This is a genomic window from Allostreptomyces psammosilenae (genome assembly GCF_013407765.1).
GTDB lineage: Bacteria > Actinomycetota > Actinomycetes > Streptomycetales > Streptomycetaceae > Allostreptomyces > Allostreptomyces psammosilenae.
In genome coordinates this window covers 3,721,264-3,736,022 of the sequence record NZ_JACBZD010000001.1, presented here as the reverse complement: position 1 = coordinate 3,736,022, position 14,759 = coordinate 3,721,264, and the positions used below count along the sequence as shown (strand labels likewise).

9 protein-coding genes are annotated in these 14,759 nt (G+C 75.2%); 6 read left to right on the top strand and 3 right to left on the bottom strand.

What is annotated here, in order from left to right; all coding sequences use genetic code 11:
• Nucleotides 1-98: 98 nt before the first annotated feature.
• Both manB and FHU37_RS15545 read right to left on the bottom strand, forming a co-directional pair.
• On the bottom strand, nucleotides 99-1,181 hold the full coding sequence (gene manB / locus FHU37_RS15550) for a mannose-1-phosphate guanylyltransferase (protein WP_179814775.1): 1,083 nt from the start codon (nucleotides 1,179-1,181) through the stop codon (nucleotides 99-101).
• 273 nt (nucleotides 1,182-1,454) lie between these two features.
• Nucleotides 1,455-3,080: an N-acetylmuramoyl-L-alanine amidase gene (locus tag FHU37_RS15545; RefSeq protein ID WP_179814774.1), complete on the bottom strand. Its 1,626-nt coding sequence runs from the start codon at nucleotides 3,078-3,080 to the stop codon at nucleotides 1,455-1,457.
• 230 nt (nucleotides 3,081-3,310) lie between these two features.
• Here FHU37_RS15545 and FHU37_RS15540 point away from each other — a divergent pair, with 230 nt between their 5' ends.
• The 4 genes from FHU37_RS15540 to FHU37_RS15525 all read left to right on the top strand — a co-directional run bounded on the left by FHU37_RS15540 (nucleotide 3,311) and on the right by FHU37_RS15525 (nucleotide 9,930).
• Nucleotides 3,311-4,081: a TIGR03089 family protein gene (locus tag FHU37_RS15540; protein WP_179816295.1), complete on the top strand. Its 771-nt coding sequence runs from the start codon at nucleotides 3,311-3,313 to the stop codon at nucleotides 4,079-4,081.
• Nucleotides 4,082-4,323: 242 nt separating this feature from the next.
• Nucleotides 4,324-5,760 carry an LCP family protein gene (locus FHU37_RS15535; protein ID WP_312892622.1) on the top strand — a complete coding sequence of 479 codons (1,437 nt, stop codon included), beginning with the start codon at nucleotides 4,324-4,326 and terminating at the stop codon, nucleotides 5,758-5,760.
• A gap of 206 nt (nucleotides 5,761-5,966) precedes the next feature.
• Nucleotides 5,967-7,931 (top strand): LCP family protein, encoded by a 1,965-nt coding sequence (locus FHU37_RS15530; RefSeq protein ID WP_179814773.1) that lies wholly within the window; start codon nucleotides 5,967-5,969, stop codon nucleotides 7,929-7,931.
• 298 nt (nucleotides 7,932-8,229) lie between these two features.
• Nucleotides 8,230-9,930 (top strand): LCP family protein, encoded by a 1,701-nt coding sequence (locus FHU37_RS15525; RefSeq protein ID WP_179814772.1) that lies wholly within the window; start codon nucleotides 8,230-8,232, stop codon nucleotides 9,928-9,930.
• 126 nt (nucleotides 9,931-10,056) lie between these two features.
• Here the strand turns inward: FHU37_RS15525 and FHU37_RS15520 are convergent, their stop codons facing one another.
• Nucleotides 10,057-11,133, bottom strand: coding sequence for a glycosyltransferase family 2 protein (locus FHU37_RS15520; protein WP_179814771.1), 1,077 nt, complete (start codon nucleotides 11,131-11,133; stop codon nucleotides 10,057-10,059).
• 278 nt (nucleotides 11,134-11,411) lie between these two features.
• On the opposite strand from FHU37_RS15520, the gene FHU37_RS15515 reads away from it, so the two are divergent.
• Together FHU37_RS15515 and FHU37_RS15510 are read left to right on the top strand one after the other, a co-directional pair.
• Nucleotides 11,412-12,968, top strand: a complete 1,557-nt coding sequence (locus FHU37_RS15515; protein ID WP_179814770.1) for an LCP family protein — start codon at nucleotides 11,412-11,414, stop codon at nucleotides 12,966-12,968.
• 203 nt (nucleotides 12,969-13,171) lie between these two features.
• Nucleotides 13,172-14,701, top strand: coding sequence for an LCP family protein (locus FHU37_RS15510; RefSeq protein WP_246449907.1), 1,530 nt, complete (start codon nucleotides 13,172-13,174; stop codon nucleotides 14,699-14,701).
• Nucleotides 14,702-14,759 lie beyond the last annotated feature (58 nt).

The window sequence follows — 14,759 nt, the reverse complement described above, 5'->3', positions numbered from 1 at the left end:
ATCCTCGCCCCGTGGAGCGGGCGTGGTGGCGGCGGGCCGCCGGATCGGGCGCGGGGACAGGTGGGGCAGGGCCGTGCGGCGGGGGGTCCGCGCCATGCTCAGGTGTCCGCCGAGAAGCGCAGGGCGAGGTCGGGCAGCGTGGTGTCGCACCACACCCGGACGCCGCCGCGCAGTTCGTTGTCGGCGCCGACGGTGGCGCCGTCGCCGACCACGGAGTCGTCGACCACGGTGCGCGGGCCGATCACCGCGCGGGAGCCGATGACGCTGTCCCGCACGACGGCCTCCGGCCCGACGACCGCGCCGGCGAGCACGATGCTGCCGTCGACGCGGGCCCCGCCGGCGATGCGCGCCCCGGCGCCGACCGAGGTGCCGCCGGAGAGCTTGGCGTCCGCGGCGACCTCGGCGCGGTCGTGGACGAGGTACTCGCGTCCCTGGCCGGGGACCACCGGGGAGGGGGCGCGGCCGAGGACGAGGTCGGCGGAGCCGCGGACGAAGGCCGCCGGCGTGCCGAGGTCGAGCCAGTAGGTGTCGTCGACGACGCCGAGCAGGTGCGCGCCCTCGGCGAGCAGGCCGGGGAAGGTCTCCCGTTCGACGGAGACGACCCGCCCGGCCGGGATGCGGTCGATGACGGACCGGTTGAAGACGTAGCAGCCGGCGTTGATCTGGTCGGTGACGATGTCCTCGGGGCGCTCCGGCTTCTCCAGGAAGGCCAGCACCCGGCCGCGGGCGTCGGTGGGCACCAGGCCGAAGGCGCGGGGGTCCTCGACCCGGGTGAGGTGGAGGGTGACGTCCGCTCCGGCGGCGCGGTGGGCGTCGAGCAGGGAGGTGAGGTCCAGGCCGGAGAGGATGTCGCCGTTGAAGATCAGGACGGGCTCGTCGGGCCCGGAGCGCAGCCGGTCGGCGACGTGGCGGATGGCGCCGCCGGTGCCGAGCGGGGTGGTCTCGGTGACGTACTCCAGGTGCAGGCCCATGTCGCTGCCGTCGCCGAAGTGCGGTTCGAAGACCTCGGCGAGGTAGGAGGTGGCGAAGACGATGTGGTCGACGCCGGCCGCCCGGGCCCTGGCCAGCAGGTGCTCCAGGAAGGGCACTCCGGCGGCCGGGACCATCGGCTTGGGCGTGTTCACGGTCAAGGGGCGCAGCCGGGTGCCCTTGCCGCCGACCAGGAGGATCGCTTCCGTCACCTGTCATCCCTTGCGCTAAGTGGCCTGGCCCGTGCCCTGCTGAGGACGGCCCGCCGAAGCCGGTGAGCCGGCGAGCCCCGCCGGGAGCGGGGCTCGCCGGGCAAGTCTAGGTGAGCGGCGCCTTCCGGCCGGGCGGAGGTCTGCGGCATTTCACCCCATTTCCTCCTGGCGGGGTTTCCGCTCCGGACGGGTTCGCCGTCGGCTGCCGGGAGGTCCGCGCGCCGCCGTCCGACGGGCCGCCGGGCGCGGCGCCGGCTGGGTGCCGGGCGGGCGTCAGGTGGCCTGGAGGGCGGCGGCGCCCTCGCGTACCTGGGGCAGCAGGTCGTACAGCTGGCCGCCGGGGCAGTCGGTGGAGAATCCGTCCCGGTGTCCTGAGACGGTGTCGAAGGTCACGGCGGTTCCGGCCGGGTAGAGGCTGCCGGAGTCGCTGGAGACCAGCGTGGTGGTGCCGGCCGCGTCCTGGTCGAACAGGCCGAGCTTCCAGGCGACGAGTTGTTCGAGGCCGCGCAGGGTCTCGGGGGTGGGGGCGGTGTCGGTGAAGGTGCCGAGGACGGCGATGCCGGTGGTGTCGCTGTTGAAGCCGAGGGAGTGGGCGCCGAGGACGGGTTCGGCGACGCCGCCGGCCCGGCCCTCGTAGATGGTTCCGCACCGGTCGACGAAGAAGTTGTAGCCGACGTCGCGCCAGCCGTTGCCGAGGACGTGGTAGCGGTAGATGGAGCGGAGCAGGGCGGGCACCTCCTCGCAGGCGTAGTCGTTGCCGGTGGCGGTGTGGTGCACGAAGGCGGCCTTGACGGTGGAGGTGTAGGGGTAGGGGCCGCTCCGCAGCGACTCGTCGGCCCCCCATTGGGCCCGGGTGACGATGGCGGGGCGGGGCGCCTGGAGCCCGGGGAACTCGGGCGTGTCGCCGTGGGACTGGCCGGACTCCTCGGTCTCGTCGGCTTCCTCGGACTCGTCGGGCTCCTCGGTCTCGTCCGCCTCCTCGGTCTCCTCGGACTCCTCGGCGCCTTCGGTCCGGTCGGGCTCGGCGGGCTGGTCCGGTTCGGCGCTCTGGTCGGCGTCCTCGGTCTCGGCGGGCTGCTCCGCCGGGTCGGGGTCCTCGCTGCCGGCGCTCTCCCCGGGCCGTTCGGAGTCCTCGGTTCCGTCGCCCTCCTGCGTCCGCTCGGCCCGCTCGCCCGGTTCGCCGCCCTCGGGGTGCTCCGTTCCCTCGGGCGCGGGGGCGGAGCCGGGCCGGGCCACGGAGGGGACCTCGCCCGGGTCCACCAGGTCGAGGCGGAGCCCTTCCGGCAGGGGTTCGGCGGGCTGCTCGGCGGCGGAGGCGGAGTCCGCGGAGCCGGAGTGGGTGGCGGGCTCCGCGTCGGTGTGGGGGTGGTCGGCGTGGGCCGGCTCCGGGGCGAGCCGGACCGCCACGCCGTCGGAGGGCCCGACCCACAGCGGCGAGGTGGCGCCGCGCACGCCCTCGGCGCCCTCCGGCGACCGCGCGTCGGGGCGGTCGTCGGGGTGGGCCTCCAGCGGCTGCCACTGGCTCCACTCGTCGGTGGCGGCGTCGCGCACCCGCACCTCGGCCCGGCCGGGCAGGGTGGCGTCCGGGTCCTCCCAGGTGATGCCGAGCAGGCTGAACCGCTCCGTCTCCGTGGTGTCCAGCAGCACGGCCGGGGAGCCGTCCGGCGTGGCACCGCCCTCGGCGTCCGTCGGGTGCGCGGCGGCCAGGGGCAGGGTGTGGGTGGCGCCGCCCACCACCGCTCCGGCCGGGGTGGCGCCCGAGGCGGTGGGGTCGGTGGAGTCGGCGGGGGACGTCCGGGCGGACGGCTCCCGCCCCGTGGGGGTCGAGACCAGCTGCGGGAGCGCACCGAGGAGGACGGCGCAGCCGAGGCCGGCGATGGTGCTGGCGAAAGCTCGCATGTTCCCGGACTACCGTGCGTGACCATGCCTCTGCATCAGGTGACCCCCCGTTGGAGTGACGCGCTTTCGGTGCGGTGGCCGGCCGGGCCGGGTCCGCCGGGTGGGTGGGAGCGCGGGCCGTGGGGCGGTTGGGGGGCGGCCGGGGGCGGCCGGAGGGTGGTGCGCGGCCGGGGGTCGGAGCCGGGGCGGGGCGGGGGCGGGGGTGGCGCGGCAATAGAGTGGGGCGCGTGATGATCGACGGCGCCTCCCTCCCCGCTTCGGACCGGACCCCCGCCGACCTGCTGCGCGCGGCGCTGGCCGCGGATCCCGCCCGGCCGTTGCTGACCTTCCACGACGACGCCACCGGCGAGCGGGTGGAGCTGTCGGTGGCCACCTTCGACAACTGGGTGGCGAAGACGGCGAACCTGATGCAGGACGACTGGGCGGTCGAGCCGGGCGCCCGGGTGGCGCTGCTGCTCCCCCTGCACTGGCAGACGGCGGTGTGGCTGGCCGCCTGCTGGGCGGTCGGCGCGGTGGCGGTGCCGGACGGCGATCCGGCCTCCTGCGACGCGGTGGTGGCCGGGCCGGACCGGCTGGCGGAGGCGGCGGCGTGTGCCGGTGAGCGGATGGCCCTCGCGCTGCGTCCGCTGGGCGGCCGGTTCCCGCAGCCGCCGGCCGGCTTCGCCGACTACGCGGTGGAGGTGCCGAGCCACGGCGACCGCTTCACCCCGTACGCGCCGGTGCGCCCGCAGGAGCCGGCCCTGGACCTCCAGGCCCATCTGCTGACCGGCGGCCAGCTGACCGCGCTGGCGGCGGACCAGGCGGAGCGGGAGGGGGTGCGGCCGGGCGACCGGACGCTCTCCGCGCTGCCGATGAACCGGCTGGACGGTCTGCTCGCCGGGCTGCTGGTGCCGCTGGCGACCGGGGGATCGGCGGTGCTGTGCCGGAACCTGGAGTCGGCGGACGAGGCGACGCTGCGCCGGCGGGTCGAGCAGGAGCGGGTCACCCGGGTGCTGCGCTGAGCACGGGGTGAGGGCGGGGTGGGCGCGGGGTGAGCGGGGAGCCGCCCCGGCGCCGCCGGCGGCGAAGCGGTCACTTTCGCTCTCTTTCCGAGATTTCTTGAACGAAAAAGGTTGGTGAATCGGCCAACTCGCGCAACCCTTTGGACGCTTCGTTCGTCCAGCCTCCCGAACGGGCCCCACCGGACGGCGTACCCCGCCGGCCGGCGCCGGGAGCCCGCCCCGACGCTCGGGAGGCAGCCACCGTGGCGACGTCACCGTCCGGCCCAGACGCACCCACCGAGAGTTCGTCCGCCGACGCCCGAACGCCACCGGCGACGGAGCCGGAGCCGGCGGACGCCGACGCCTCCTCGGCACCGGAAGACGCCTCCTCGGCACCGCCACCGAGCGCCACCGGCGAGGCGGGGGCACCCGGCGGTCCGGCGGCGCCGCGACGCCGGCCGTGGCGGCGGGTGCTGCTGCGGGTCACCGCCGTCGGGCTCGCCATCGCAGTGCTGGGCGCGGGCGGCGCGGTGTGGTCCGCGTACCGCAGCCTGGACGACAACATCCGCACCGACGCCACCGCCGACCGCATCCTGAGCGAGGACACCGCCCGGCCGAGCAAGCCGCCGCGCGCGGTGGAGGCCGTCAACATCCTCATCCTGGGTTCGGACGACCGCAGCGGGGAGAACGCCCGCTACGGCGGCCCGGCCGACTCCCAGCGCTCCGACACCACGATCCTGCTGCACATCGGCGGCGGCGGGGAGCACGCCACCGCGGTCAGCATCCCCCGGGACTTGATGGTGGACTTCCCGCCCTGCGAGCTGCCCGACGGGCGGACCACCCCGCCCACCTTCGGCCAGTTCAACTGGGCCTACCAGTACGGCGGGGTGGCGTGCGCGGTGCGCACGGTGGAGGAGCTCACCGGGGTGCGGATCGACCACCACATGGTCGTGGACTTCTCCGGCTTCCGGGACATGGTGGACGCCGTGGACGGCGTGGAGATCTGCCTGCCGGAGGCGGTGGACGACGCCGAGTCGGGGCTGCGGCTGCCGGCCGGGCGGCAGACCGTCCACGGCGAGGACGCGCTGGCCTACGTCCGGGCCCGCAAGTCGCTGGGCGACGGCAGCGACACCCAGCGGATGGAGCGCCAGCAGCGGTTCCTGGCCGCCCTGCTGCAGAAGGTGGACGACGAGCGGCTGCTGTTCGACCCGGCCCGGCTGTACCGGCTGCTCGACGCGGTGACCGGCTCGCTCACCACCGACTCCGGGCTGGACTCGCTGACCGAGCTGTACGACCTGGCGACCGCGCTGCGGGAGGTCGACGAGGAGGACATGACGCTGCTCACCGTGCCGCGTCGGCCGTACCACCTGAACCGCAACCGCGACGAGCTGGTGCAGCCGGACGCCGAACTGCTCTTCACCGCGCTGCGCGAGGACCGCCCGGTGCGGGTCGCCGGCGCGGAGGGCGCGTCGCCGGCGCCCGCCCCGTCGGCCACCGCCACGCCGGCGCCCGGCACGGCCCCGCCGGGGGACACCGCCGCACCCGAGGGCACCGCCTCGCGGGAGGGCACCCCGGGCCCGGCGGATGATCCGACGAGTGTGTCCGACGTCACGGACCCGACGGCCGGATTCGAACAAGGCGGCGGTGACATCGCCTTCGAGGGTCGAACAGCGGAACAGGACATATGCGGCAACCCCTGACAAGTCACCAAAAACCGATGCGACAATTCGACGAATCGGTGATCCGCATACCAGGAGAAATCGGCCACGGCCGTGCCGGAAGCACAAACTCGGCGGTTAGAGTGACGCCGACGCTCTGACGGCCTCCCGGGGGGAGAGGTCGGCCTGACGGACGCCCATTCGAGACGCCCATTCGATGAGAACCCGGACGGAGGGGAACGGCGAGCGTGGACGCACAGTACGGCCGGACGCCCGGTGGCAGGAGCGGCTCCGACGACATCGACCCCGCCGACCAGTGGGTGTTCGATCCGGCGACCGGCTCCTACACGCTGCGCCCGCCCGTCGAGCAGGGCCCGCCGGGAGACGCCGCGGCGCCCCCGCCCGCCGGCACGGTCCCGCGCCAGTCCCCCGCACCGTCCGACTCGGTGGTCCCGGACAACCGGAGCGAAGGGCTCCGCGAAGGCGCCCCGCGCGCCCGGTCCCGGGCCCGCGCCGCCGGCACCTCGGCGACCGCCGGGGCCGCGGCCACCGCGACCCCGGCCGCCGCCTCCCCCACCGACACCCCGGGCGGCACCGCGGACATCCCACGGCCGGGCGGCCGCGCAGCGGCCCGGGCGGCCGCGCGGGGCAGAGGCCCGGCGGGAGCCACCACCACCGGGTCGGGCACCGCGAACGGTCCCGGGGGCGGCGGGCGCGCCGCCCGGCGCAAGGCCGGCAGGCCGAAACGCCGCCGCAGGGCCCTGAGCTGGACGGCCGGGGCGGCCGGGTTCGTCCTGGTGGCGGTCGCGGGCACCGCCTTCGCCGTCTACCAACGCTTCAGCGGCAACATCACCGGCGTCGAGGTGAACCTCGGCGACGGCCGCCCCGCCGCCGCCGGCGACGGCGGCCCCCTGAACATCCTGGTCATCGGCACCGACACCCGTGAGGGCCAGGACGGCGACTACGGCGACGCGGGCAGCGTCGGGCACGCCGACACCACCTTCCTCTTCCACGTCTCCGCGGACCGCAGCAACGCCACCGCGATCAGCTTCCCCCGCGACCTGATGGTCGAGATCCCGGAGTGCCAGACCGGCGACCAGGTCATCCCCGGCGAGACGCTCGCCATGTTCAACACCAGCCTGGGCCAGAACGGCCGCGACCCGGGCTGCACCTGGAAGACCGTCGAGCAGCTCACCGGCGTGCGGATCGACCACTTCATCATGGTCGACTTCGACGCCGTCAAGACGCTCTCCACCGCGATCGGCGGCGTGGAGGTCTGCGTCTCCCGCGACATCAACGACCCCAAGTCGCACCTGAACCTGACCGCCGGAACGCACGTGCTCCAGGGCGAGGAGGCACTGGCCTTCGTGCGCACCCGGTACGCCGTGGGCAACGGCGGCGACCTCTCGCGCATCCCGCTGCAGCAGCAGTTCCTCAGCTCGATGATCCGCAAGATCCAGAGCAGCGACACCCTGACCGACCCCACCAAGCTGTGGAACCTGGCCGACGCCGCCACCAAGTCGCTGACCGTGGACGAGCCGATCGCCTCGATCAACGCGCTCAGCGACCTGGCGCTGGACATCGCCTCGGTGGACACCAAGAACATCACCTTCGCCACCGTGCCGGTCGTCGACTACGAGCCCGACCCCAACCGGCTGGCCCTGAAGCAGCCCGACGCCGGGCAGCTGTTCGCGATGATCCGCGACGACGCCTCCCTCACCGAGACCGAGGCCGAGCCGGCCGACGGCTCCGCCAGCGCCGAGCCGAGCACGCAGGCCAGCGGCGAGGGCGCGCCGGAGGAGTCCGCCAGCCCCGAGGCCACGGCCACCGAGTCCGCGGTGGAGGAGGTGCCCGCCGCCGAGGTGCGGGTTTCGATCCAGAACGGCAGCGACACCATCGGCGCCGCCCAGGAGACGGTGAGCTGGCTGCAGAACGAGAAGGGCTTCCTGCTCTCCAGCAACGGTGGCAACGCCGACCCGACGGCGAAGTCGACGCTGGTCTACTCCCCCGAGCAGGAGGGCGCGGCACGCACCTTCGCCGAGGCCATGGGGCTGCCCGACTCGGCGCTGGACGACTCCGGCACGGGCGAGGAGATGGTCTTCACCATCGGCGACGACTTCCTCGGCGCCGGCGTGCCGATGACCACGCCGACCGTCGCGCCCTCCGGCCTGCAGTCGGTGCAGGCCGACGACGAGGACGTCTGCGCCGGCTGACCCGCTCCCCCGCGACCCGACCGGCGGTGCCGGGCGCCTGCCCGGCACGCCTCGACGGGGAAGTGTCTACGCGCGGTGCACGGAATATCACTTTGCGCCCCGGCCATCTCCTGGCGACAGGTCGACATATTCCCGTTTTCCGTTCGTGATCCGCGATCGACCGGATACGGAGCGTCATTCTTCGGTTTTCGCGCGGAGGAACGACCGAATTCGCACAACCATCTCCCACCGGGCCGCGTCTATTCCCACGGGCCGTCGAACGCACACGGAGCGGCCGGTAGGGAGTTGAGTCACCATCATGGCCAGGCGCGGTCGGACCGAGCGCCCCGAGGCGGCGGCAACCGAGACCACTGACGACATACCGGGCGGCGGGCGCGCCGCCGCCCGCAGAGCCGCCCGCGGCGGGGGCCGCCGGCGCAAGAAGCCGACCGGCGCGCGGCGCTTCCTGCGGCCCGTCTCCATCGCCGTCGGCATCACGCTGGTCGCCGGGTGCGCGGGTGGCTATCTCTACCTGCAACGACTGAACGGCAACATCGACGAGTCGGACCTGTACGCCGGCGACTACATCCCGCCGGAGGCCGCGGCCGACGCGCAGGGCCGCACCCCGCTGAACATCCTGCTGATCGGGACGGACAGCCGGGAAGGCACCGGCGGCCAGTACGGGAACATGGAGATCACCGGCTGGGGACACAACGACGTGAACATGTTGTTGCATATCTCCGCCGACCGCACCGAAGCCGTCGCGGTGAACATCCCGCGCGACACCGTCGTCGACATCCCGGAATGCACGGACGGCGACACCGGCGAGGTCTATGGGGCCATTCGCGCCGCGTTCAACGACTCCATGGGGCGGGGCGGCCCGGGCTGCACCGTGCAGACCGTGGCGGAACTGACCAACATCCGCATTCACCACTTCCTGATGGTGGACTTCCAGGGCGTCAAGGATCTCTCCACCGCCGTCGGCGGTGTCACGGTGAACCTCTGCGAGCCGATCAGGGACGAGGACTCCGGCCTCGACCTGCCGGCCGGGGAGCAGAGGATCGCCGGCGAGGACGCGCTCGCCTTCGTCCGCACCCGCAAGTCCGTCCAGGACGGCAGCGACCTCGGCCGGTTCAACCTCCAGCGGCAGTTCCTCAGCTCCCTGTTCCGGGAGCTGACCAGTGCGGGGACCCTGCTCGACCCCACCAAGCTGCTGCCCATCGCCGAGGCCGCCACCAACTCGCTCACCGTCTCCCCGGAGCTCGGCAGCGTCACCGCCCTGATGGGCCTCGCCCAGGAGCTCGGCGGCATCAGCCCCGACGACGTCCGGTTCATCAACCCGCAGATGCAGGACAGCGACGAGATCGACGGCAAGGTGGAACTGGTGCAGCCGCAGGCCACCCAGATGTTCGACCTGATCGCCGCCGACCAGCCGCTGGACGGCGGGGGCGAGGAGGGCGAGCCGGCCGGCGAGGCCTCCGGCAGCCCGGAGCCCTCCTCCGGGGAGAGCCCGGAGCCGGACGCCTCGGCGTCCGCCCCGGCCGAGGGGGCCGACGGGACCGAGGAGGCGGCCGAGGACGGGGCCGCGGAGGACGGGGCGGAGGCGGACGGCGGCGCGATCGACACCTCCTCGGTGGATCCGGCCACCGTCAGCACCGTGGTGCTCAACGGCACGCTGACCGGCGGCAAGGCCAGCGAGGTCGCCGAGCACCTCGGCGAGCACGAGTTCACCGCCACCACCGGCAACGCCGCCACCCAGGACGTGGCCACCAGCACCGTCGCCCACGCCCCCGGCGAGGAGGCCATCGGCCTGGCCGTGGCGCAGGCGATCGGCCTCGGGGAGGACGCCCTGGAGGAGTCCGCCGACCTGGCCGCCGGCTCGGTCACCGTGACCATCGGAGCCGACTTCCCGGAGGAGATGCCGCGCCCGACGCCGAGCGCCCTCCCGGAGGACGTCACCGTGCACGACGCCGCCGAGGACGAGTGCACCAGCGGCTACACCGGCGTGCGCGACGCCTGACCGGAGCGCCGCCCCGGCGCGGGGAGCGCAACGGGAAACGACGTGGCCCCCATCGGCTCCGGCCGGTGGGGGCCGTCCGCGTGTCGGGACGTCAGGCCGACACGCCGTCAGGCTGTCGGGCGCCGCTCAGCCGGCCTGCGGCGGCGCCGACTCGGCCGGCTCGGCCGGCCGTTCCCGCCGCTCGTCCGCCGGCATCGGGCGGCGGGCCGCGATGACCCGGCGGGCCAGCGAGCGCGGGCTGGTCAGGAAGCCCCAGCCCCACGACATGTGCATGGTCGCCAGGGCGACCGGCAGCCAGGCCCGGGACCGCCAGGACGGCAGCTGCCGCCACTGCGCCACCGATCCGGCCAGCACCATCGCCAGGTAGCCGCCGGGCAGCACCAGCGCCACCGGGTGCCAGGCGGCGCCGGCGACCAGGCCGGCCACCACGCCGAGCAGCGCGGTCGGCGGGGCGAGGTAACGCAGGTTCACCGAGCCGCGGTGGAACCGGGTCACCACCCGGCGCCACCGCCCGTAGTGCAGGTACTGCCGGGCCAGCGCGCGGACGGTGGGCCGCGGGCGGTAGGAGACCCGCAGTTCGGGCGAGAACCAGATCAGGCCGCCGTCGGAGCGGATGCGGTAGTTCAGCTCCCAGTCCTGGGCGCGGATGAACTCCTCGTTGTAGCCGCCGAGCCGCTCCAGCACCTCGCGGCGGAACACGCCGAGGTAGACGGTCTCGGCCGGGCCGGCCGCCCCGCCGGTGTGGAAGGCCGCGTTGCCGACGCCCACCCGGGAGGTCATCGCGGCCGCCACCGCGTCCTCCCACGCCGTCTCCCCCTCGGCGTGCATCACGCCGCCGACGTTGGCCGCGCCGGTCTCCTCCAGCAGCCGCACCGCGGTGGCGACGTAGTCCGGCGGCAGCATGCCGTGGCCGTCCACCCGGACCACGATCGGGTGCCGGGACGCCGCGATGGCGGCGTTGAGCGCGCACGGGGTGCGCCCGCTGGGGTTCGGCACGGTCCGCACGCGCGGATCCTCGGCGGCCAGCGCGGCCGCGATCTCGTCGGTGTCGTCGCTGGACGGGCCGAGGGCGATCACCACCTCGATCTCGCCGGCGTACCTCTGGTCGAGGATGTGCCGGACGGCGGTGCGCAGGTGCCGGGACTCGTTGAGCACCGGCATGATCACCGAAACCGCCGGCGGCTGGGGGTCTGGAGGGTTCATCGCCGAACACCATAGCGGCACGGGGAGGTCCGCCCGTACGCCGCGGCAGGCCGCCCGCTCCGGGGCGCGCGGACGGCGTGGCCGGCGTCCCGACGGCCGCCGGCGGGCGGTGGTCCGGCCGCCCGGCGCCCCGGAGGGGGATACGCCATACCGGTGACGGCGTGTGTCCGCATGGCGGCATCGCGTGACTCGTACAGTGGCCCGGCGAGGCCGCCGGCGGCAGCCGCCGGACGGCCCGGAGCACACCGACCGGCGCGACGCCGCGGGAGGACCCCACCATGCCCCGACCGCTCCCACCGGAGCCCGCCCCGGACCGCGCCCAAGGGCCGGTCGGGACGGTCGCGCCGCCCCCGCCGGAGTGGGACGACGACGCCGCGGACGGCGGCGGCCTGGCGGACGCCCCGGCCTGGCAGCGCCTGCTGTGGTACCTGGCGGCGGCGCTGTCCTGCGCCGTGCTGGTCACCAGCGCGTCCGGTTGGACGGCGGCGCACCTGCTCGGGGCCTCGCTCGGCCGGGTGGACGCCTTCGCCGGCCTCCAGGAGCGCCCGGTGGACGACGGCGCGCTGAACTTCCTGGTGGTGGGGGTCGACCGGCGGGACGGCGTCCCGCCCGGGACCCTGGAGGCGTTGCACGCCGGCGGCGCCTCCTGCGACTGCACCGACACGATCATGCTGGTGCACGTCCCCGAGGACCGGAGCGGCGCCCAGGTGGTCTCCATCCCCCGGGACTCCTACGTGCCGATCCCCGCGCACCGGGACAGGCGGAGCGGGGCGGAGGTCCCGGCCGGCCACGGGAAGATCAACGCGGCCTACACGCTGGGCGGGCCGCCGCTGACGGTGCAGACCGTGGAGCAGGCCACCGGGGTGCGGATCGACCACTACCTGGAGATCGACTTCCTGGGCTTCGTGGAGACGGTGGACGCGCTCGGCGGGGTGACCGTCAGCACCGACCGGCCGCTGCGGGACGCCAAGTCCGGCCTCGACCTGCCGGCCGGCACACACCTGCTGGACGGGGCGGAGGCGCTGAGCTACGTGCGCGCCCGCCAGGTCGATCCCACGGCGGACTTCGGCCGGATGGAGCGCCAGCAGCACCTGCTGCGCGGCCTGCTGGACCGGATGCTGGCGCAGGACGTGCTGCTGGACCCGGCGCGGATGGGCGAGGTCGCCGGCACCCTGCTGGGCGCCGTCACCGCCGACGGCGGGCTGCGGCCGCAGGACCTGGTGGACCTGGCGCGGCAGATGGGGCACCTGACCGGGGACGACGCGACGTTCGTGACCGTGCCGGTCGCGGACGACTCCTACCAGGCGCCGGGGTGGGGTTCCACCGTGCTGTGGGACCGGGCGGCGGCCGAGGAGCTCTTCGCGGCGGTGCGCGAGGACCGTCCGCTGCCGGTGCCCTCGGGGACCGCGCCGGCAGCGGGGACGGGCACGGGCACGGCGCCGGCCGGGGGGACGTCGACCTCGGCGGACGCGGCCGCCGCGCCGGGCCCGGCCGCGACCGTCGGCCGGGACGGCGCCCCACTCACCGTGCGGCCGGAGGAGGTCCACCTGCGGGTGCTCAACGGCACCGGCGTCGCCGGCCTGGGCGCGCGGGCCGACGCCCAGTTGCGCGGCGTGGGCTTCGCCACCAGCGGCCGGGCCGCCGACGCCCCGGTGACCGGGGTGCCGGTCACCGTCGTGCAGTACGACCCGCGCTGGGACGAGTCGGTGCGCACCCTGGGCGCCGCCCTGCCCCGCGCCCGCCTGGAGCCGGTCCCGGGCCTCGGCGCGACCTTCCGGGTGGTGGTCGGCGAGGACTGGGACGACGGCCCGCGACCGGTGGCCGTGCCGGGCTGAGCGCTCCCCGGACACCCCCCGACGAGCCCTCCCGACGAGCCCCCGGACGGGCCCCGGACGGGCCCCCGACGGCGCCCCGGCGTGCGCGCGTGGGCGCGCGCGGCGGGTGCTTGTGTCCACGTCTGCACCAATACTGCTACAGGCCCGCTTCACCGGACTCGGGCCCATTGCCCCCGTGGCGCCCTCGTGCAGACTTGGTCCTCATGAACACGTGGCCGGATGGTTGGGACGACGGCGCGGACGGCCGCCAGCGCCGTCCGCGGGGCGCGTCGGGCGGGCGGGACGACCGCGGGTACGGCGGAGCGGACGGCGGCGGCGTTCCCGACGCCGACCCGACCCAGGTGCTGCCGCACACCTCCGCGGGAGGGGCGGGCGCCGGCGGGGCGGGGGGCGCGGGCGCCCAGGGCGGCTGGCCGGTGATGGACGAGGGCCGCGCCGGCGTCCGCCGGGAGCGCGGCTACGGCGCGGGGGGCTACGGCTCGAACCCGGACGCCGAACCGACCCAGGTCCTTCCGCACAACCGGGTGCCGCACAGCCGCCGCCCGGTCGACGCACCCGTGCGCGCCCCGGGCGCGGCGGGCCAGGCGGCGCTGCCGCCACACCTCTCGCCGCGCGGCGGGGCACCGGCGGGCGGCACCGCGACCGCCCCGCGGCCGGCCGGGCCGGGTGGTCCGGGCCGGACCGGCACCGCCGTCGCCTCGGCCGGCGGCGGGGGCGGTGGGCCGCGCCGGGTGCGGATCACCCCGCGCCGGGCCGGTCAGGCGGTCGCCGCGGTGCTGGCGCTGCTGCTGGTGGCGGGCATCGGCACGTACTTCTGGGCGAACGGGCGGATCGTCCGCGAGCCGGTGCTGGCCGACTACGGCGACCGGCCGCCGGAGGGCGAGGGCACCAACTGGCTGATCGTCGGTTCGGACAGCCGCGAGGGCCTGTCCGAGGAGGAGATGGACGAGCTGCGCACCGGCTCGGCCAGCGGCAAGCGCACCGACTCGATGATGGTGCTGCACGTCGGCGACAACGGGAACACGCTGCTGAGCCTGCCGCGCGACTCCTACGTGACCATCCCGGAGTGGACCGACTCGGAGGGGAACGCGCACGCCGGCGGCGCGGACAAGCTGAACGCGGCCTTCGCCTACGGCGGTGGGGCGCTGCTGGTGCAGACGGTGGAGTACAACACCGGCCTGCGCATCGACCACTACGCGGAGGTCGGCTTCGGCGGCTTCGTCGGGATCATCGACGCGGTCGGCGGCGTGGACATGTGCCTGGAGCAGGCGATCAAGGACGAGAAGTCCGGCGCGGACCTCCAGGCGGGCTGCCAGACGCTGGACGGCGCGGACTCGCTGGCGTACGTCCGGGCCCGCTACTTCGACCCGACCGGGGACTTCGGCCGGATGCAGCGGCAGCAGCAGCTGCTGTCCGCGCTGTCGGACAAGGCCACCTCGCCGGGCACGCTGCTGAACCCGTTCCGGGCCTTCCCGATGATGACGGCGGGGCTGGACTCGCTGGTGGTGGACGACGACACCCAGCTGTTCCACATGTACCAGCTGTTCACCGGCATGCGGTCGGTCAGCGGCGGCGACGGCACCCGGATGACCGTGCCGATCGCGAACCCGGACTACCGCCCGGGCGGGGTCGGCTCGGCCGTGCAGTGGGACATGGAGCAGGCGAACCGGCTGTTCGACGCGCTGGCGGCGGACCAGCCGGTGCCGGCGGACCTCAAGCCCGAGCAGGAGTGAGTCGGCGGACGGCACCGACCGTGCGGTGACGGCGGCAGGGGTGGGGCGGCGCGGGAGC

Coding starts and splice junctions, on each gene's coding strand:
- FHU37_RS15520 (WP_179814771.1), bottom strand. CDS start 11,133: ATGAACCCTCCAGACCCCCAGCCGCCGGCGGTTTCGGTGATCATGCCG.
- FHU37_RS15515 (WP_179814770.1), top strand. CDS start 11,412: ATGCCCCGACCGCTCCCACCGGAGCCCGCCCCGGACCGCGCCCAAGGG.
- FHU37_RS15545 (WP_179814774.1), bottom strand. CDS start 3,080: ATGCGAGCTTTCGCCAGCACCATCGCCGGCCTCGGCTGCGCCGTCCTC.
- FHU37_RS15525 (WP_179814772.1), top strand. CDS start 8,230: ATGGCCAGGCGCGGTCGGACCGAGCGCCCCGAGGCGGCGGCAACCGAG.
- FHU37_RS15540 (WP_179816295.1), top strand. CDS start 3,311: ATGATCGACGGCGCCTCCCTCCCCGCTTCGGACCGGACCCCCGCCGAC.
- FHU37_RS15510 (WP_246449907.1), top strand. CDS start 13,172: ATGAACACGTGGCCGGATGGTTGGGACGACGGCGCGGACGGCCGCCAG.